Source organism: Nocardia sp. IFM 10818 (assembly GCF_054655275.1).
In genome coordinates, this window is the sequence record NZ_BAAHJH010000001.1 from 8,001,981 (window position 1) to 8,020,853 (window position 18,873).

Annotated in this window: 14 protein-coding genes; 5 read left to right on the plus strand and 9 right to left on the minus strand. The window is 69.2% G+C overall.

The window, feature by feature from the left end; all coding sequences use genetic code 11:
• Positions 1-16: 16 nt before the first annotated feature.
• Positions 17-2,203, minus strand: a complete 2,187-nt coding sequence (locus ACYQ5L_RS37095) for a molybdopterin-containing oxidoreductase family protein (protein WP_459962890.1) — start codon at positions 2,201-2,203, stop codon at positions 17-19.
• Between the two features lie 4 nt (positions 2,204-2,207).
• The gene (locus tag ACYQ5L_RS37100) at positions 2,208-2,882 is read right to left on the minus strand and encodes an NUDIX hydrolase (protein WP_459963655.1); all 675 of its coding nucleotides are present in this window, start codon (positions 2,880-2,882) and stop codon (positions 2,208-2,210) included.
• 131 nt (positions 2,883-3,013) lie between these two features.
• Between ACYQ5L_RS37100 and ACYQ5L_RS37105 the strand changes: the two genes are divergently transcribed.
• Genes ACYQ5L_RS37105 through ACYQ5L_RS37115 form a run of 3 tightly spaced genes read left to right on the plus strand, consistent with a single transcriptional unit; the run spans position 3,014 to position 8,032 of the window.
• Positions 3,014-4,345 (plus strand): hypothetical protein, encoded by a 1,332-nt coding sequence (locus ACYQ5L_RS37105; RefSeq protein ID WP_459962891.1) that lies wholly within the window; start codon positions 3,014-3,016, stop codon positions 4,343-4,345.
• Positions 4,342-5,319, plus strand: coding sequence for a glutamate ABC transporter substrate-binding protein (locus ACYQ5L_RS37110; protein WP_459962892.1), 978 nt, complete (start codon positions 4,342-4,344; stop codon positions 5,317-5,319). The genes ACYQ5L_RS37105 and ACYQ5L_RS37110 overlap by 4 nt, the downstream gene beginning before the upstream one ends.
• Before the next feature lies 1 nt (position 5,320).
• Complete coding sequence (locus ACYQ5L_RS37115; RefSeq protein WP_459962893.1) at positions 5,321-8,032, plus strand: tetratricopeptide repeat protein; 2,712 nt, start codon at positions 5,321-5,323, stop codon at positions 8,030-8,032.
• Between the two features lie 383 nt (positions 8,033-8,415).
• Here the strand turns inward: ACYQ5L_RS37115 and ACYQ5L_RS37120 are convergent, their stop codons facing one another.
• Positions 8,416-9,630: an acetate kinase gene (locus tag ACYQ5L_RS37120; RefSeq protein ID WP_459962894.1), complete on the minus strand. Its 1,215-nt coding sequence runs from the start codon at positions 9,628-9,630 to the stop codon at positions 8,416-8,418.
• A complete protein-coding gene (gene pta / locus ACYQ5L_RS37125) occupies positions 9,627-11,708 on the minus strand; it encodes a phosphate acetyltransferase (protein WP_459962895.1) in 2,082 nt (693 codons plus the stop codon). The genes ACYQ5L_RS37120 and pta overlap by 4 nt, the downstream gene beginning before the upstream one ends.
• A gap of 102 nt (positions 11,709-11,810) precedes the next feature.
• Here pta and ACYQ5L_RS37130 point away from each other — a divergent pair, with 102 nt between their 5' ends.
• Positions 11,811-13,703: an ABC transporter ATP-binding protein/permease gene (locus tag ACYQ5L_RS37130; protein ID WP_459962896.1), complete on the plus strand. Its 1,893-nt coding sequence runs from the start codon at positions 11,811-11,813 to the stop codon at positions 13,701-13,703.
• Between the two features lie 23 nt (positions 13,704-13,726).
• On the opposite strand, the gene fgd is transcribed toward ACYQ5L_RS37130, so the two are convergent.
• The gene (fgd, locus tag ACYQ5L_RS37135; RefSeq protein ID WP_379197033.1) at positions 13,727-14,737 is read right to left on the minus strand and encodes a glucose-6-phosphate dehydrogenase (coenzyme-F420); all 1,011 of its coding nucleotides are present in this window, start codon (positions 14,735-14,737) and stop codon (positions 13,727-13,729) included.
• 190 nt (positions 14,738-14,927) lie between these two features.
• Between fgd and ACYQ5L_RS37140 the strand changes: the two genes are divergently transcribed.
• Positions 14,928-15,728: an HAD-IIA family hydrolase gene (locus ACYQ5L_RS37140; protein WP_459962898.1), complete on the plus strand. Its 801-nt coding sequence runs from the start codon at positions 14,928-14,930 to the stop codon at positions 15,726-15,728.
• A gap of 108 nt (positions 15,729-15,836) precedes the next feature.
• Here ACYQ5L_RS37140 and ACYQ5L_RS37145 read toward each other — a convergent pair whose 3' ends face one another.
• The 4 genes from ACYQ5L_RS37145 to ACYQ5L_RS37160 all read right to left on the minus strand — a co-directional run bounded on the left by ACYQ5L_RS37145 (position 15,837) and on the right by ACYQ5L_RS37160 (position 18,860).
• Positions 15,837-16,286 carry a MarR family winged helix-turn-helix transcriptional regulator gene (locus ACYQ5L_RS37145; protein ID WP_459962899.1) on the minus strand — a complete coding sequence of 150 codons (450 nt, stop codon included), beginning with the start codon at positions 16,284-16,286 and terminating at the stop codon, positions 15,837-15,839.
• On the minus strand, positions 16,283-16,924 hold the full coding sequence (locus ACYQ5L_RS37150; protein WP_459963656.1) for a DJ-1/PfpI family protein: 642 nt from the start codon (positions 16,922-16,924) through the stop codon (positions 16,283-16,285). The genes ACYQ5L_RS37145 and ACYQ5L_RS37150 overlap by 4 nt, the downstream gene beginning before the upstream one ends.
• A gap of 112 nt (positions 16,925-17,036) precedes the next feature.
• Positions 17,037-18,251, minus strand: a complete 1,215-nt coding sequence (locus ACYQ5L_RS37155; RefSeq protein ID WP_459962900.1) for an O-succinylhomoserine sulfhydrylase — start codon at positions 18,249-18,251, stop codon at positions 17,037-17,039.
• Positions 18,252-18,437: 186 nt separating this feature from the next.
• Positions 18,438-18,860 carry a rhodanese-like domain-containing protein gene (locus ACYQ5L_RS37160; RefSeq protein ID WP_459962901.1) on the minus strand — a complete coding sequence of 141 codons (423 nt, stop codon included), beginning with the start codon at positions 18,858-18,860 and terminating at the stop codon, positions 18,438-18,440.
• Positions 18,861-18,873 lie beyond the last annotated feature (13 nt).

Sequence of the window (18,873 nt, forward strand, 5' to 3'; positions counted from 1 at the left end):
GGCCATCGGGTCGAGGTCAAGCCGAGGCCACCGGGTCGAGCCGGATGGGCACGCCATTGAGGTTCGACATGCCCGCCAGGCGTTCGACATCGCTGGTGTCCGTGGACATGAGGTCGTTGACATTGGCGCCGCCGGCGGCATTGGCCCGCCGCCAGCCGCCGCGGTGCCCCCAGCCGTGCGGAATGGCCACCGTGCCCTCGGTCATGTCCTCGGTCAGCCGGGCGGTCACCTCGATCGAGCCATGGGGTGAGCTGACGCGGCAGCGGTCGCCGTCGGAGATGCCCGATGCGGCTGCGTCTTTGGGGTGGATGCGGGCGCTGTGGTCGCGGTCGCCGCGCATGAGCAGTTCGGAGTTGTGCATCCAGGAGTTGTGGGATTTCAACTCACGCAGGCCGATTACCCGCAGTGGGTAGGTGGGATCCTGCGGCGGCGCGGTCAGCGACTCCAGTTCGGCGATGATCTCCGGCGGGGCCAGCTGGACGCGGCCGCCCTTGTGCTGCACCACTTCCCGCAGCACGCCGGTGGCGATCCTGTCGGCCAGCACGATGCCGTGCGGGTGGCGGCGCAGCATGCGCAGGCTCAGGCCGCCGCGGCGCAGCCCGAACCAGTCGCCGTACGGGCCGGTGCGCAGTGCCAGATCAGCGAGCAGCGGCGGGGTGGGGCGGGCCGCGGATCCGCCGGGCAGGCGGCGCAGGCCGCTCAGGACGCGACCGGCCGCACGGGCGGGACCGAGGACGAAGGGCTGGATGCCGATTCGCGTGGCGATGGCGTCGATGATCTGCCATTCCTCCCGCGCCTCGCCGTACGGTTCCAGGACCCGCTCGGTGTATTGCGTGTACGGGGTCGTGGACAGCGCGGTGAAGGGCAGCGGGAGATCGTCGCGTTCCAGGAATGTGGTGGCGGGGAGGATGTAGTCGGCCAGCCGGTTGGTGTCGTTGATGTACAGGTCTATCGACACGAAGAGATCGAGTTGGGACAGGGCTGTGGACAATTCGCGCGTATTGGGGACCGAGGAGGCCGGGTTGCCCGCCGAGGTGAACAGGGCGCGCAGCCGGCCCGGACCGGGGGTGGTGATCTCCTTGGCCATGACGGCCGCCGGGAAGGTGCCCAGCACATCCGGGAAATCGCCTACGCGGGAACGTGTCCTGCCGTAGCCGATCAGGCCCAGGCGGGCATTGAGTTTGGAGACGGCCACCAGCTCCTTGCCGAACACACAGCCGCCGGGACGGTCCAGATTGCCGGTCACCAAGGCGAGCGCATCGATCAGGAACGCGACCAGGGTGGCGTGCCTGCCCAGGCAGGTGCCGGTGCGGCCGTAGACGGCGGCGGATTCGGCGCGGGCAAGGTCACGGGCCATGGTGCGCACCCGATCCGGTTCGAGACCGGTGCTCGCGGCGGTGGCTTCGGGCGTGAAACCGGCTACGGCCCGCCGCAATTCGCGCACGCCCGCGGCGTAACGTTGCAGCGCCGGGCGATCCTCGAGGCCCTCGGCGAAGATCACCTGCAAGAGCGCGGCGAGCAGCCAGGCATCACCGTCCGCCCGGATGCCGACATGCTCGAAGAGACGGGCGGTTTCGGTGCGGCGCGGATCCACGACCACCACCCGGCCGCCGCGCTTGGGGATGGCGGTGAGCTTCTCGCGAATTCGCGGGGCGCTGATCGCACTGCCGTGCGACACCAGCGGATTGGCGCCGAGCATGAGCAGGAAATCGGTGCGGTCCAGGTCGGGGACGGGCACCGAGGTGAGCGAGCCGTAGAGCAGGTGGCTGGCGACGAAGCGATTGTTGATGTCCTGGGACCCTGCGGAATACACATGGCGCAGGCCCGCGGCGAGCTGGAAGCCGACTATCCACAGGGTGTGTGAATAGGAGAACGTGGCCGGATTGCCGAAATACCAGCCGAGACTTTCCCGGCCGTGCGCACCGATGAGGGTGCGCAGGCGGGCGCCGATCTCGTCCAGGGCGGTATCCCAGGAGACGCGCTCGAATTCGCCGTCGGGCCGGCGGCGCAGCGGGTAGAGCACGCGATCCGGATCGTTCTGGATATCGGTGAAGGCAATGCCCTTCGGGCAGGCCGTGCCCTGGGACAGCGGATGCGTCTTGTCCGGGCGCAGGCGCACCAGCTTGCCGTCCTCGACGGTGGCGATCAGTCCGCAGAGCGGTTCGCAGATCCGGCAGTACGTGGGGACTTCACGGATGCTCACGCATCTAAGACAACACTTGGGCCAAGGTGAGCAACAACACATTTCCGGCCAAATCGGTCGGCCCCGCGGGTGGATCGGCGGCCGCGATCCGGGCGGTGCGGCCGTTCCCATTGGCCGCGGCCCGCAACCAGAGGAAGCCCTCCCCGGGCAGATCCAGCGTCCGTGGCAATGCGGCCGCCACCGCCGCCGGATCGGCCAGGCCGTCCAGGCTGACGCCGATCGGGGTGGCGCGCAGCGTGGGCCAGGCGGCGGCGAAGCCCGGATGCAGTTCGCGGGCGTCCACCTCGTCCTCGGGAATCCACGCCAGTTCGCGGCTCTCCATATTGCCGCGGGTGCGCAGTGGGGCGGCGGCATCGGCGATGACCGTGGTGTACGTCCAGCCGCTGGGCGCGGTGGTGGTCACCCGGGAGCCGCGCACCCGGATGGCGTCGGGGGTGATGCCCGCTTCCTCGCCGGCCTCGCGGACGGCGGCGTGCACGGTGGTCTCATGGCTGTCGCGGGCGCCGCCGGGCAGGGCCCAGGTGCCGCCCTGATGGCTCCACGCGGCGCGGTGCTGGAGCAGCACGGCCGAACCGCCGTCCGCGAGCGGGGCGCGCAGCAACAGTCCAGCAGCTCCGAATCGGCCCCAGTGCCGACTCCCATCGGGACTTTTCGACCAGCCGTCGCCGTCACCACGCATACTCGATCCCATCCCTCGAATCCACCGTGCGGACCGGCGGGTGTTCCCGCGTCACGGCATCGGTACGTCCACAATAAGCTCAATCGACAGAAACCAGTCGGGCGATCGTTTTCGGTAAGTGGGAGGTGAGCATGGCTCGCACCGAGCAGTTGCGGCTCGACGAGCTGTCACCGCGGGCCGCTGCCGCCGCCGTCCGCGAACGTCTCGCGACCACCGAACTGCGGATCTTCGCGCAATCCTCACCGGCCAAATTGATTGCGGTCGGTTTGATTCTGCTGAGTATGTGCGTGGCGGCCGGCGCGGTCACCGCCATGGCGGTCAACGATCGGCAACACGCCCTGGACGTGCTGCTGGTGCAGGCCGAACCGGATGCCTTCTCGGCGCAGCGGCTCTACACCGCGCTGTCGGTGGCCGACGCCTCCGCGGGCACCGCGTTCATCTCCGGCGGGCTGGAACCGAAAACCGTGCGCGACCGCTACAACCAGGCCGTCGGCGAGGCGGCGGCCGAACTGGTGACCCAGTCCAATCGGACCGGCGGGGACTCCGACACCCATCTGCGCACCGGCATCGCCACCGGGATCCCGGTGTACTGCGGCCTGGTGGAGACCGCGCGCGCCAATAATCGCAGCGGCTTCCCGGTCGGGGCGGCCTATCTCAGCGAGGCCTCCAATCTCATGCAGGCCACCATGCTGCCGATGGCGCAGGAATTGCAGGAGCATCGCTCCGAGGCCATTACCGCCACCCAGCGCAATCATGTGCGGCCGCCGTGGCCGGCCATCGTGCTGCCGCTGCTGGCGGTAGGCGCGCTGGTGGCCGCGCAGTGGTTCCTGTTCCGGCGCTGGCATCGCGTGCTGAACGCGGGGTTGCTGCTGGCCACCGGGACCATGGTGGTGCTGTTGTCCTGGACGGTGATCGCGGGGGTCATCTCGGCGGTGTCGACCACGCATTCGCGGGATTACGGCAGCATTCCCGCCGCCGCGCTCACCGAGAGCCGGATCCTGGCGCAGCAGGCGCGCACCGCGGAGACGCTGAAACTGGTGCGCCGCGATACCAGCGCCGAATACGACCGCACCTACGACGCGGCCACCGGCAAGCTGAAGGCGATCCTGCTCGGCTATCCGGGCGACGCGCCCGGCGCGAAGGATGTCGGCAGCGCCGGCGCGGCGCTGGATCGCTGGCTGGCCGCGCATCAGCGCATGAACGAGGCGCTCTCGCGCGGCGATTTCATCGGCGCGGGCGCGGTGGCCACCGGGCCCGGGGCCAATGAGGCCACCGCGCAGGTGGACGCCCTCGACAAGGCCCTCGCCGACGGCATTTCCGACAGCCGGAACATGTTGCGCACCAATACCTCCCATGCCGCCCGCACGCTCGATCTGCTGGCGCCGGGAGCGCTGGTGCTGAGCACCGCGGCGGCGGTGTTCATTGCCGCCGGGCTGTGGCCGCGACTACGGGAGTACCGATGACGAGCCGAAGACGCATCCTGGCCGCGGCGCTGGCCGCGCTGTCGCTGACCATGGCCGTCGGCTGTAGCACCGAGGACCCGCCGCCCGCGCCGTCGACCCGGGTACCGAGTTATGTGGAGCCGCCGCTGCCCTCGGGAGCCGTTGCGGCGCAGACCCACGCACCGCTGCCGCCGGACACCCAGACCTGTGACGATCCGACCGCCAGCCTGCGGCCCACCAGCAAGGACGGGCCCACCATCCAGGCGATCCGGGCGCGCGGGCGACTATTGGTGGGGCTGGATCCGGGCAGTAACCTCTTCAGCTTCCGCGATCCGACCACCGGCGCGCTCGCCGGTTTCGACGTGGACATCGCCCGCGAGCTGGCGCGCGATCTGCTCGGCAATCCGGAGCTCATCGAATACCGCATTCTCGGCTCGGCCGATCGCGAACGCGCGCTGCAGGAGAAGTCCGTCGACGTCGTGGTGAAGACCATGACCATCACGTGTGATCGGCGCCAGCGCGTTTCGTTCTCCACGCCCTATCTGCAAGCGCACCAGCGGGTGCTGACGGTCCGCAATTCCGGGATAGGCGGTCTCGGGGATCTGGCGGGCAAGCGCGTGTGCGTGGTCCGCGGCACCACCTCCCTGGACCGCATCCGCCGCGAGCAGCCCGCCGCCTCCATCCTCACCGTCCCCAGCTGGGCCGACTGTCTGGTGGTGCTGCAGCAGCGCCAGGTGGACGCCATCAGCACCGATGACGCCATTCTCGCCGGCCTCGCCGTGCAGGACCCGCTCACCGAGGTCGTCGGCCCCGACCTGAGCACCGAGAACTACGGCATCGGCATGCCCAAGGACGCCGATGATCTGGTCCGTTACGTGAACGGCACCCTGGAACGGATTCGCGGCGACGGCACGTGGAATCGCCTCTACAGGCAGTGGCTCGCCACCGTGCTCGGCGACGCCGCGGTACCGCCGCTTCCGAGGTACCAGGACTGATATGACCGAACCCGCCGAACCCGAGAATCCCGCCCCCGCCGGCCAACCCGCCGACGGCGGGGAACCCACGCGCGCCACCGGCCGCCCGGACGCGGCCGGGCACGCAGGCGGTCAACCGGCCCACGGCACGGAGCGCGCGATCGGCGACACGGATGGGCCGTCCGCCACCCCAGGCGGGAACAACGACGCGGCGACGCGAACCACCGCAGGCGACGACGGCGGCGGGGCGACCCGAGCGACCTTGCGGGGTGGAGGCGGTGCGCAAGGGGCGCCCGCTGCGGGCGAGGGCGGTGATGCGACGCGAGCGGGTGCGCGCGGCGGAGACTCGGGGGAGGCGACTCGCGCCACCACACGGGGCGATGACGACGGCGCCGCGACCGCTGCCACCGTCCGCGGCGGTGAATTCGGCGAGGAGACCCGCGCTCACCTGCGTGAAGCCGAGGACTCCGAAGGTACGACGGGCAATGGGGTGCAGGAGGTTTCGGGAGCCGCGGGTAGCGGGCGGCCGGAGCCCGGGACCGGGTCCGAGGGCGATGGGCGGACGCCGACGCGGCCGTCGCAGCGCACGCAGCGGCTGACGCGGCCGCGGCCGCCGGTGCGGCGGCTGGGAGCCGGGCTGGTGCCGATTCCGGCAGTGGAGCCGGTGGATCCGGAGCGGGCGGTGCTGGCGGATCCGGAGGTCAAGGAGGGGCGGCGGTTCTGCTGGCGGTGCGGGAAGCCGGTGGGGCGGGCGAGCGCGACCAAGCCCGCCACGACCACCGGGACCTGTGAGACGTGCGGGGCGCCTTATGATTTCCGGCCCTCGCTCATGCCGGGCGATCGGGTGGCCGGGCAGTACGAGATCCAAGGGTGCATCGCGCACGGCGGGCTGGGCTGGATCTATCTCGCCATCGATCGGAATGTGAGCGACCGGTGGGTGGTGCTCAAGGGCCTCTTGCATGCCGGTGACGCGGAGGCGCAGGCTGTTGCCGTGGCGGAGCGGCAGTTCCTCGCGGAGGTCGTGCATCCCGGCATCGTGAAGATCCACAATTTCGTGGAGCATCCCGGACCCGACGGGGAGCCGATCGGGTACATCGTCATGGAGTACGTGGGCGGGCATTCGCTGCGCGACATGCTCGACAAGTACGCCAAACCCGAGCGGATGCCGGTCACCGAGGCCATCGCCTATGTGCTGGAAGTGCTTCCGGCGCTGGACTATCTGCATTCGGTGGGGCTGGCCTACAACGATCTCAAGCCGGACAACATCATGGTCACCAGCGATCGGGTGGAGCTCATCGACCTGGGCGCGGTCGCGCAGTTCGAGGCGTACGGAAACCTGTACGGCACCAGGGGTTTCCAGGCTCCCGAGATCGCCCGGACCGGGCCGACCGTGGCCTCGGACATCTACACGGTGGGCCGCACCCTGGCCGTGCTGACCCTCGACATGCCCATGGAGAAGGGCGCTTACGTCGAGGGCATTCCGGACGCGGCAACGCAGCCGGTGCTGGCGCGGCACGAGTTCTATCACCGTCTGCTGCTGCGCGCCACCGATCCGGATCCGGAGCGCCGCTTCCCCACCGCCCGATTGTTCGCCGGCCAGCTCACCGGCGTGCTGCGCGAGATCCTGGCGGCTGAGACCGGCACCGAACATCCGCAGCTGTCAACGCTTTTCAGCCCGCCGCGCACCAGCTTCGGCACCGCGGAGTACGTGGCCCAGACCGACGGGCTGATCGACGGCATCGCGCGCAGCACGCTGCTGCGTCCGCGCGAGGTGATGGCGGCGCTGCCGGTGCCGATCGTCGATCCGGCCGACCCCTCCGCCCCGCTGCTGGCCGGTGCGGCGCATCCGGAGCCCGAGCACGCCCTGGACGAACTGCGCCATGCCCGGCAGCGGGCCGCGGCCGAACCCGGCGGCGCGCCCGATACTTTCGAGCTCGAGGTCACCTTGGCCGAGGCGCGCGCCCACCTCGATCTGGAGGAGCCCGCTGCCGCCCGGCTGCTGTTGCAGCGCCTGCTCGAGGAAGCCGCGCCCGCGGTCGGGGACTGGCGCATCGACTGGTACCTGGGCATGACCGAACTGCTGGAACAGGATTACGAGAGCGCCTTCCAGCGCTTCGATGCCGTGCTGCAGGCGCTGCCGGGCGAGATCGCGCCCAAGCTGGCGCTGGCGGCGACCGCGGAACTCATTCTGCAGCAATGGGACTCCGCCGATCCGGAGCAGTGGCGCGCCTACGCCGAGAAGTATTACGCCACCGTCTGGCGCACCGATCGCGGCGTGGTGAGCGCGGCCTTCGGGCTGGCCCGGCAGCTGGCCGCGAGCGGGAACGTCACCGCCGCCGTGCACGCGCTGGACGAGGTGCCGCCCGCGTCCCGGCACTATGCGGAGGCGCGCATGACGGCGGTGCTGATGCTGCTGACCTCCGCGCCCGTGCACGAACTCGACGAATCGATCCTGCACGTGGCCGCCGCCCGGGTGCAGGCGCTGCCGCCCGGGGAGAGCCGCACGGCGCAGCTGCGGGTGCTGGTGCTGGGCACCGCGCTGGGCTGGCTGCAGGCCGGGAAGATCCCGAAAACCATGGACACCAGGATCTTCCGCGCACCGTTCACCGAACGCGAGCTGCGCCGCGGCATCGAATCCGGTCTGCGCGGGCTGGCGCGCTCGGCGCCGGGCCGGACCCACCGCTACGCCCTGGTCGATCTCGCCAATGCGGTGCGGGCCAAATCCTGGTTCTGACTCCCCCGCGTACCGCACAGCCCCGATCCGGCCCCGCCCGAGCCAACGGTGGCGGGACCGGATCGGGTCCGGCATCCGGGGATCCCTGATGTCCACGACTGCGGCGGCCTGCGGGGGCAGCCGCAGGCCGGTAGGGGCAGGCGAGGGAGAGTTCAACCCCGACCGCAGGTGCGTCTCGTGGCACGGATTCCGGTGGACCGGAGGAACCGGATCCGGGAACCACTGTGCCAAAGCGATCATGATGTTTTCGTGAAGGTGGTTTATCCCCGGAACGCGACAACTGATCTCGCAAGGTCCGGGTAACTCACCGGGTACGGCCAAAATCGGGTCGGCTCCCAACCGCGTGCACGCGTGGCCGAGTGTGCACGGCTCTCAGCCGGGCGCTAAATACGCGGAGAGGCGGGGGAGACCAGGCGGGCGGAGGCGCGGGCGATGGCGAGCTCCTCGTTGGTGGGCACGACCAGCACGGCCACCTCCGCCCCCGCGGGCGAGATGTAGCGGGCGGAGCGGTCTTTCGCGGTATTGCGGGCCGCGTCGACCCGAATGCCGAAGTGCTCCAGCCCGGCCAGTGCCGCCGCCCGCACCGCGGCGTCGTTCTCGCCGACCCCGGCGGTGAAGGTGATGGCATCCACCCGGCCCAGCTCCACCAGGTACGCGCCGATATAGCGCCGCAGCCGGTGGATGTAGACCTCGAAGGCGAGTCGCGCTGCCGCATCGCCGGTTTCGATGAGCTGCCCGAGTTCGCGGAAGTCGTTCACGCCGGACAGGCCCTTGATGCCGGAGCGGCGATTGAGCAGTGCGTCCACATCGTCCACGTCCATGCCCGCGGTGCGGATGAGGTGGAAGATGATGCCCGGATCGAGATCACCGGAGCGGGTGCCCATCACCAGGCCCTCGAGCGGCGTCAGGCCCATGGTGGTGTCGACGGCCTTGCCGCCGCGCACGGCCGAGGCGGAGGCGCCGTTGCCCAGGTGCAGCACGATCTGGTTCAGCTCGCCGCGGTCCCGGCCCAGGAATTCCGCGACCTGCCCGGAGACGTATTCGTGCGAGGTGCCGTGGAAGCCGTAGCGCCGGACGCCGTGCGCGGCGGCGACTTCCGCGTCGATGGCGTAGGTCTTGGCGGCGGCGGGCAGCCCGTGGAAGAAGGCGGTGTCGAAGACCGCCACCTGCGGCACGTCCGGCAGCAGCGCGCGGGCGCCCTCGATGCCGACCACATTGGCCGGATTGTGCAGCGGCGCGAGCGCGGACAGATCCGAGATGGCCTCCACGACCTTGTCGTCGATCAGCGTGGGCTCGTAGAACACCTCGCCGCCGTGCACCACCCGGTGCCCGACCGCGCCCAGTCCCTCCTCGGCCAGATCGTGCCCGCTCGCGGCGAACAGCTCGAACACCAGCCGCAGCCCGGCGGCGTGGTCGGGCACCTCGCCGTCGTGGGTGAAAGTCTCTCCGTCGGTTTTGTGTTCGATGGTCGGCGACCCGTCGGCGACGGGTTCCCCGATGCGCTGCACCACGCCGGAGGCCACCACGGCCGCCGAATCCGCGTCCAGCAGCTGGTATTTGATGGACGACGACCCGGAATTGATCACCAGGACCTTCACTGCGCCTCCTGCTGGGCCTGAATGGCGGTGATCGCCACGGTGTTCACGATGTCGGCGACCAGCGCGCCGCGCGACAGGTCGTTGACCGGCTTGCGCAGACCCTGCAGCACCGGGCCGATGGCGACCGCGCCGGCGCTGCGCTGCACGGCCTTGTAGGTGTTGTTACCCGTATTGAGGTCCGGGAAAATGAACACCGTCGCCTGCCCGGCCACCGCCGAATCCGGCAGCTTGGTGCGCGCCACCGCGGGCTCGATGGCGGCGTCGTACTGAATCGGGCCCTCCACCAGCAGTTCCGGCGCGCGATCGTGCACCAGCTTGGTGGCGGCGCGCACCTTGTCCACATCCGCGCCGGACCCGGATTCGCCGGTCGAGTAGGACAGCATGGCCACCCGCGGCGAAATGCCGAACTGGTTCGCGGTGGTCGCCGAGGAGATGGCGATATCGGCCAGCTGATCCGAGGTCGGATCGGGCACCACCGCGCAGTCGCCGTAGACCAGCACCCGGTCGGCCAGGCACATGAGGAAGACGCTCGACACCGTGGAAACGCCCGGCGTGGTCTTGATGATCTCGAAGGACGGGCGGATGGTGTGCGCGGTGGTGTGCGCCGCACCGGAGACCATGCCGTCGGCCACGCCCATGTGCACCATCATGGTGCCGAAATACGAGATGTCGCTCATGAATTCGCGGGCGCGATCCACCGTCATGCCCTTGTGGGCGCGCAGCCGCGCGTACTCCTCGGCGAATTCGTCGCGCAGCGGGCAGGTCTTGGGATCGAGCACCTCGGCGGCGTCGATGTCCACGCCGAGCTCGGCGGCGCGGCCGCGCACGGCGGCCTCCTCGCCCAGAATGGTCAGATCGGCGATCTTGCGCTGCAGCACCCGGCCGGCGGCGCGCAGAATGCGGTCGTCGTCGCCCTCGGGCAGCACGATGCGCTTGCGGTCGCCGCGGGCCCGCTCGATGAGCTGGTACTCGAACATCTGCGGGGTCACCACGCTCGGGATGGGAACCTCGATCTGCTGCAAGAGTTCCCGCACATCCACCCGCTCCTCCATGAGCGCCAGCGCGGTGTCCACCTTGCGGATGCTGGACAGCGACACCCGGCCGCGGGTGTTGGCGGCGGCCTTGGCGGTCTCGAAGGTGCCCAGGTCGGTGGCCAGGATGGGCAGCTTGGGCTTGAGGCCCTCGATAAGCCGGGCGATGGACGGCGCGGGCTTCATACCGCCGTTCATGATGATCCCGGACAGCGACGGAAACCCTTCCGCCTCATGGGCGTTCACCAGCGCCAGCAGCACGTCGGAGCGATCGCCGGGGGCGATGACGGCCACGCTGTCGGTGAGCCGCTCCAGAATGTGCTCGGTGGTCATGCCGCCGATGATCACGTCGAGGGCTTCGCGCTGCATGAGTTCCGGGTCGCCGCTGTAGATTTCGCCGCCGATGGCCTCGCGCAGCTCCTCCATGGTGGGCGCGGTGAGCAGCGGCACCTCGGGCAGCGTCCAGGACGGCACCAGGGCGGCCTGCGCCAGCGCGGCGCTGTCGGCGTCGATCTGCTCGGGAGCGCAGCGGTTGGCGATGACGGCGACCAGTTTGGCGTGCTCGCCCACCAGCTCGCCGCGGCACAGCTCGACCAGCTGGATGAGCTCCTCGGGCCGGCGGTCCGCGCCCTTGACCACCAGCAGCACCGGCGCGCCCAGGTTCACCGCGATGCGGGCGTTGTAGCGCAGCTCGCTGGGGCTGGCCACATCGGTGTAGTCGCTGCCCACGATGAGCACGGCATCGCAGTGCTTGGCCATGGCGTGATAGCGCATGACGATCTCGCTGATGGCGGCGTCCGGATCGGCGTGCACCTGCTCGTAGGTGACGCCGACGGCGTCGTCGTAGTCCACATCCGCGGTGGAGTGCTCGAGCAGCAGTTCCAGGATGTAGTCGCGGCCGGTGGCCGACCGCGTGATGGGCCGGAACACGCCCACCCGCGGCGTGGTGGCGGCCAGTGCCTGGAGCACGCCGAGCGCCACCGTCGACTTGCCGGTGTCACCCTCGGGGGACGCGATGTACACACTGGAAACCGTGTGGGCAGCCATAGCCGCAAAGCCTACCGACCGTTATGTGCCGATTCGCTGTGGACCAGGCGACACGTGCGCTGTGCCACAGCGCGCTGATCGTTTGCCGATAGGCTCCGCGGCATGGTCGGCGCTTCCGGTCTCGACTGGGGACACGAAACGTTTCACAGCCTGTTCTGGATCGCGAAAGCCTTCGTCATCACCGCGATCGTCTTCCTTCTCGGCGCCGCCGCCATCGTGCGGTTCACCGAGTGGGGACGCATGTTCTGGCGGATCGGCGGCGGGTACTTCACCGGGCGGCAGAGCTGGCCGGCCTGGGGACTGTTCGCGGTGGTGCTGCTGCTCGCGGTCTACAGCGTGCGGATGACGGTGCTGGTCACCTACTTCTACAACGACCTGTACACCTCGCTGCAGCGCGGCGTGCAGGCGTACGCGGAAGGCACATCGACCGACCACGCGCAATCGCTGTTCTGGCAGAGCCTCGCGGTGTTCGGCGTGCTGGCCGCCATCATCGTCACCATGGGCATGGTCGCCTACTACCTGCAGCAGGCCTTCCAAATCCATTGGTGGCAATGGCTGAACACGCGCTATCTCGACGACTGGACGAGCGGGAAGGCGTACTACCGCAGCCGGTTCATCGACAAGACCATCGACAATGCCGACCAGCGCATCCAGCAGGACGTGAAGGACTTCGTGGACGGGTCCTACGCGCTGTGCTTCGGCGGCAATGTCGGGCCGTACTCGATCAGCGGCAACGGCGTCATCGGCAGCGGGCTCACACTGGTGTCCTTCACGCCCATCCTGTGGCGGCTGTCCGGACCGATCACGGTCCTCGGCACGACCATTCCCAAGGCGCTGGTGTTCGCGGCCTTCCTGTGGATCGCCTTCGCCACCGTCGTCGCGTTCTGGATCGCGAATCCGCTCATCAAACTGAACTTCTGGTTCCAGCGGCGCACCGCCGATTACCGTTTCGCGCTGGTGCGGTTGCGCGAGAACGCCGAGAACGTGGCCTTCTACCACGGTGAACGCGAGGAGCGGGAGGAGCTGGACAACCGGTTCGGCGCGGTCATCGACAATGCCTGGGCGCGGGTGTACCGGTTGCTGAAGTTCTACGGCTGGAATCTGGTGACCCAGCAGGCCGCCAATGTGTTCACCGTGGTGCTGCTGGGCCCCCGCGTCTTCGCCGGCACCACCACGCTGGGCGATCTCCAGCAGGCGGCCAGCGCATTCGGTCAGGTGCAGAGCGCGCTGTCCATGCCGCAGACCTCCTACGACGCGTTCACCTACTACCGCGCCACCCTCATTCGTCTCGACGGGCTGCGCGAGGCCGACCGCAAGGGGCGGGAGCTGCCGGTCATCGAAACCGCCGATACGCCAACCGGATTGGAGCTGGAGGAGGTGTGGGTGAGCAAGCCGGACGGCACCGAGCTCATCGCCGATCTCTCGCTGCGGCTGCGGTCGGGCGACGCGCTGGTGGTGAAAGGCCCGTCCGGCGTGGGGAAGACGACGCTGCTGCGCAGTATCGGCGAACTGTGGCCCTACACCGAAGGCCGGGTGAAACGACCGCTCGGCAATGACACATTGTTCCTGTCGCAGCGGCCCTACATTCCGCTCGGGGATCTGCGCGGCGCCCTCACCTACCCGGCCGGTCCCGGCGGGATCGGCGAGGCGCGGCTGCGCGAGGTGCTGGTCAAGGTCAACCTCGGGCATCTGAGCGACCGCCTGGACGAGGTGATCGACTGGGCGTCAACGCTTTCCCCCGGTGAGCAGCAGCGGGTCGCGTTCGCGCGCATCCTGCTGCTGCAGCCGAAACTGGCCTTCCTCGACGAGGCCACCTCGGCGGTCGACGAGGGCCTCGAATTCACGCTCTACCACCTGGTGCGGACCGAGGCGCCGGACACCGTGCTGGTGAGCGTGGCGCATCGCAGCACGGTGGACCGGCACCACACTCAGCGCCTCGAACTCGCCGGCGGCGGGCGGTGGAAGCTGTCGCCGGTCGAGCTCGCCGAGGTCTGAGCCAGGCGGAAATCCGCAGCGGCCTACGCGAGGGCGCGCAGGCGCGGCGCGAGATCGCGCTTGAACAGGTCGAGGAACCGCATCTGGTCGTGACCCGGGGCGTGGAAGACCAGGTGGTTCAGGCCCGCGTCCAGGTACGGCTTGATCAGCTCCACCGCCTGATCCGGATCGCTGGCCACGATCCAGCGCTTGGCGATCTGCTCGATGGGCAGCGCGTCGGCGGCGGCCTCCATCTCGATGGGATCGGTAATGGAGTGCTTCTGCTCGGCGGTCAGCGACAGCGGCGCCCAGAAACGCGTATTCTCCAGCGCCAGTTCGGGATCGGTGTCGTAGGAGATCTTGATCTCGATCATCCGATCGATGTCCTCCACCGTCCGCCCGGCCTTGGCCGCGCCCTCGGCCACCGCCGGCATGAGCTTCTCGGTGTAGAGGTCCATACCCTTGCCGGAGGTGCAGATGAAACCGTCGCCCGCGCGCCCCGCGTACCGGGCCACCAGCGGGCCGCCCGCCGCGATGTAGACCGGGATGCCGCCCTTGGGCACGTCGTAGATGGAAGCGCCGACGGTCTTGTAGTACTGCCCGTCGAAGTCCACCCGGTCGCCGGTCCACAGCGCCCGCATGAGCTCCACCGACTCCCGCAGCCGCGCGAAACGCTCCTTGAATTCCGGCCATTCGCCCTGGAAGCCGGTGGCGATCTCGTTCAGCGCCTCACCGCTGCCCACACCCAGCATGATGCGATCCGGGTACAGGCAGCCCATGGTGGCGAAGGCCTGCGCGATGACCGCCGGGTTGTAGCGGAAGGTCGGCGTCAGCACCGAGGTGCCGAGCTGAATGCGCTCGGTGCGCTCGCCCACCGCCGCCATCCACGCCAGCGAGAAGGGCGCGTGCCCGCCATTGTGCCGCCAGGGCTGGAAGTGATCGCTCACGGTCGCGCTGTCCAGGCCGTGCTCCTCGGCCGCCACCGCGATCTCCACCAGTTCGCGGGGACCGAACTGTTCCGCCGACGCCTTGTATCCGAGCTTGAGGTTCTTCACCTGCGCCACTCCTGTCGCCTTGCTGCGCTAGTTGTCCGGGCTGATCTCCCGGGGGTCGCGCGCGGCAGGTCGCCCGGCGCGCGGCTCGCACTCGACGATAGTCAGCTCCGGGCGCGGGTGTGTCAGGGGTCGCACCGGCAGCTGGGCCATCCGAGCCCGGGCAAACCGGACGCTAATTAGACTCGGCGGTGTGACCTCCACCGATGAACCGATCCTCTCGTACCTGACCGACATGGACGGCGTCCTGGTGCACGAGAACCACATGATCCCGGGAGCCGATCAGTTCCTGGCCGAGCTCCGCGACAACGAGATTCCGTTCTTGGTGCTCACCAACAACTCGATCTACACCGCGCGCGATCTGCAGGCGCGGCTGCGGCACACCGGCCTCGACATCCCGGTCGAGTCCATCTGGACCTCCGCACTGGCCACCGCGACCTTCCTCAAGGAACAGCGGCCCCATGGAACCGCTTACGTGGTGGGCGAATCCGGCCTCACCACGGCCCTGCACGAGGTCGGCTACGTGCTCACCGACAGCGATCCGGACTATGTGGTGCTCGGCGAGACCCGCACCTACTCCTTCGAGGCCATCACCACCGCCATCCGCCTCATCTCGGCGGGCGCGCGCTTCATCGCCACCAATCCCGATGTCACCGGGCCCTCCCGCGAGGGCATCCTGCCCGCCACGGGTTCGGTGGCCGCGCTCATCACCCGGGCCACCGGCAGGGAGCCGTACTACGTGGGCAAGCCGAACCCGCTCATGATGCGGTCGGCGCTGCGGCGCATCGGCGCGCACTCGCAGTCCAGCGTCATGATCGGCGACCGCATGGACACCGATGTGATCTCCGGCCTGGAAGCCGGAATGCGCACCATCCTGGTGACCACCGGCATCTCCACCCAGTCCACGGTCGAGCAGTACCCGTACCGCCCGACCAGCATCCTGAAGTCGGTCGCCGACCTGGTCGGCCACACCAAGGACCCGTTCGCGGCCTGAACACTTCGCGGCCGGGCGCGGATTCGACCCGCCCGGGCGCGGATTCGGCTTGTTCGAGCGCGGACTACTCGCTCGGGCGCGGGCTCTCTCCCCTTGGCGCGGGCTCACTCATTCCGGCGCGGACTCCAGCGCGTCGAGCGCAGCGGACAGCTCGGTCAGACCGTCGACGATCCGCGCCAGCCGTTCGGCGCCGAGTTCGGCCGTCAACCGGGCCGCCATCTTCGCGTGCTGCGGCTCGATCCGCCGCAGCGCCTCGTGACCGTCCTCGGTAATGGCCACGAGCTTGGCGCGCCGATGCGCCGGATTCGGCCGGTACTCGGCCAAACCCTTGTCCACCAGCAGATCCGCGATGCGCTGCACACTCTGCCGGGTAATGCCCATCGCCCGCGCGACCCCGGCCACCGGCAGCGGCTCGTGCAGCACCGCGCCGAGCACCTGCCACCAGGCCGCGGTAATGCCGGCCGGCTTGGCCAATTCCTCGGCGATGGCGAGGAATTGGCCATTGAGCCGGAACGACGTGATCGCCGCCGTACTGAACAGTTCCTGTTCGGCGTTCACCGCGCCGCCTGCTCGGCCGACCGCTTCTCCTCGTACTCGGCGAGGGCGAAGAATCCGGCCGGATCGCTGTCGGCGTAGAGCTTGGTCCACGCGTCGAGAATGTGCGGCTCGTAGACGCCGAGCCGCGCGAAGATGGCCCGGGCGAAATCGACCGGCTTGGTGCCGCTGGCGGTGATCAGATCGCCGTCGCGCACAGCGGGTTCGTACACGAAGTGATCACCGCCCGAATATCCGCTGAAGGCAAGGTATTCCGCCGCATTGCTGGTGTGCGGGCGATTATCGAGCAGGCCCGCCGCCGCGAGACCGAAGGTCGACCCGCAGATGGCGGCCACCGGCACGCCCGCCGCGAGGAATTCGGCCGCCTTGGCCGCGAATGCCGCGAGTTCGCCGCTCTCCCAGGTATCTGCGCCGGGCAGGATCAGCATGGCGCTGTCCGCCGGGGAGAGATCGGCGAGGACGACGTCCGGCACGACCCGCATGCCGCCCGCCGAGACGACCGGCTCCGCGGTCGGCCCGACCGTCTTGACCTGCCAGGTTCCCGGTTCCCGCTGCCACATCGCGCGGTTGATGTGCGCGGTGGCGTGGCCGGTCTCCCAGTCGGAGAAGGTGTCGTAGATGGCCAGGTGCACTGTCTTCATCGTCATGACAGTATCCTGTCATATTTGACAGCACACTGTCAATGAGTCGGTCCCGGAAAACGACGAAGGCCGGAACCGTCGACAGACGGTTCCGGCCTCACGGCGAAAACTCTCAGCTCAGTGCGTGATCCAGATCGCCGAGCAGATCCTCGACATCCTCCAGGCCGATCGAGATGCGCACCACGCCATCCGAAAGCCCGATGCTCGCACGGCCTTCCGGCCCCATCGCACGATGGGTGGTGGTGGCCGGATGCGTGATCAGCGTCTTCGCATCACCGAGATTGTTGGAGATATCGATGATGCGCAGGCGGTTGAGCACCTCGAAGGCGCGCTTCTTGGCCTCGTCCGCGGGCGCCGCCAGTTCGAAGGTGACCACGGTGCCGCCGCCCGACATCTGGCTCTTGGCCAGCTCGTACTGCGGATGCGAGGGCAGGAACGGGTATTTCACCCAGGAGACCGCCGGATGCCGCTCCAGGAATTCGGCGATGCGCAGAGCGGAGGCATTGGACTGCCGCACCCGCAGCGGCATGGTCTCCAGGCCCTTGAGCAGCGTCCAGGCATTGAACGGGCTCAGCGCCGGACCGGTGTGGCGCATGAGGTTCTTCACCGGGCCGTCGATGTAGTCGTGCGGGCCCAGAATGGCGCCGCCGAGCACCCGGCCCTGGCCGTCGATGTGCTTGGTGCCGGAGTAGACGAGCACATCCGCGCCGAGGTCGAAGCCGCGCTGCAGCAGCGGGGTGGCGAAGACATTGTCCAGCACCACCTTCGCGCCCGCGGCGTGCGCGAGCTCGGTGACGCGGCGGACGTCCACCAGGGTCTGCATGGGGTTCGAGGGGGTCTCGAAGAACACGGCCTGGGTGGGCACGGACAGCGCCCGCTCCCACTGCTCCAGATCCTCACCGTCGACGAAGACGGTCTCCACGCCCCAGCGCGGCAGGATCTCATTGGCCACCACGAAACACGAGCCGAACAGGCTGCGCGCGGCGACCAGGCGGTCACCCGCGCCGAGCAGTGCGCCCAGGGCGGTGAACACGGCCGACATGCCCGACGCCGTGGCGAAGGCCGCCTCGGCGCCGTCGATCAGCCGCAGTCGCTCCTCGAACATGGCGACGGTGGGATTGCCGTAGCGGGAGTAGACGAAATGCTCGATATCGCCGGTGAAGGAGGCCTCCGCCGCCTCGGCGCTCTCATAGACGAAACCCGAGTTCAGGAACAGCGCCTCGGACGTCTCGTCGTAACCGGACCGCCGGATGCCGCCGCGCACGCCCAGGGTGGCGGGGCCGACGCCCTCGGGCAGCGGCTTGTCGAACGAGCCACCGGTGATCATGACTGCCTCCAATCGACAGAGCACCATCGGCCCGCCGCCAACGCCGGAACCGCCGCCCGACAACGGGACTCGGCCCGAGAGATTGCCCTGATCATGACTGCCTCCAATCGACAGAGCACCATCGGCCCGCCGCCAACGCCGGAACCGCCGCCCGACAACGGGACTCGGCCCGAGAGATTGCCCTGATCATGACTGCCTCCACGGAAGACCATCGGCCCGCCAGCCGGTCTGGCCGCGATGCCCGCGCGCGTCCAGCGCGCCTTCGAAACCCTCGACCACATTGAACGCCGGCGCGAAGCCGACGGCGGTGGCGGCGGTGGCCGCGCCGATGGACCGCTGACCGGACCGGCAGATGAAGATGACCGGCGCGTCCGAGTCGGCGGCGCGATCGGCCAGCGCCTGCTTCAGCTGATCCACGAACCGGGCATTCGGCGTGCCGCTGGTGTCCACCCACTCGATGAGCGCGGTCGGCCGGCCGATACCGCTGGTGTCGGGCACGCCGACGAATCGCCATTCGGCTTCGGTGCGCACATCCACCAGCACCGCATCCGGATTGTCCCGCAACAGTTCCCACGCCTGTTTCGGCGTGATGTCACCCGCGTAGCTCACTTCGAACCTCCTG

Excerpts from the sequence above, each read along its gene's own strand:
- ACYQ5L_RS37130 (WP_459962896.1), top strand. The coding sequence starts at position 11,811 with ATGGTCGGCGCTTCCGGTCTCGACTGGGGACACGAAACGTTTCACAGC.
- ACYQ5L_RS37155 (WP_459962900.1), bottom strand. The coding sequence starts at position 18,251 with ATGATCACCGGTGGCTCGTTCGACAAGCCGCTGCCCGAGGGCGTCGGC.
- ACYQ5L_RS37100 (WP_459963655.1), bottom strand. The coding sequence starts at position 2,882 with ATGCGTGGTGACGGCGACGGCTGGTCGAAAAGTCCCGATGGGAGTCGG.
- ACYQ5L_RS37115 (WP_459962893.1), top strand. The coding sequence starts at position 5,321 with ATGACCGAACCCGCCGAACCCGAGAATCCCGCCCCCGCCGGCCAACCC.
- ACYQ5L_RS37110 (WP_459962892.1), top strand. The coding sequence starts at position 4,342 with ATGACGAGCCGAAGACGCATCCTGGCCGCGGCGCTGGCCGCGCTGTCG.
- ACYQ5L_RS37105 (WP_459962891.1), top strand. The coding sequence starts at position 3,014 with ATGGCTCGCACCGAGCAGTTGCGGCTCGACGAGCTGTCACCGCGGGCC.
- pta (WP_459962895.1), bottom strand. The coding sequence starts at position 11,708 with ATGGCTGCCCACACGGTTTCCAGTGTGTACATCGCGTCCCCCGAGGGT.
- ACYQ5L_RS37150 (WP_459963656.1), bottom strand. The coding sequence starts at position 16,924 with ATGAAGACAGTGCACCTGGCCATCTACGACACCTTCTCCGACTGGGAG.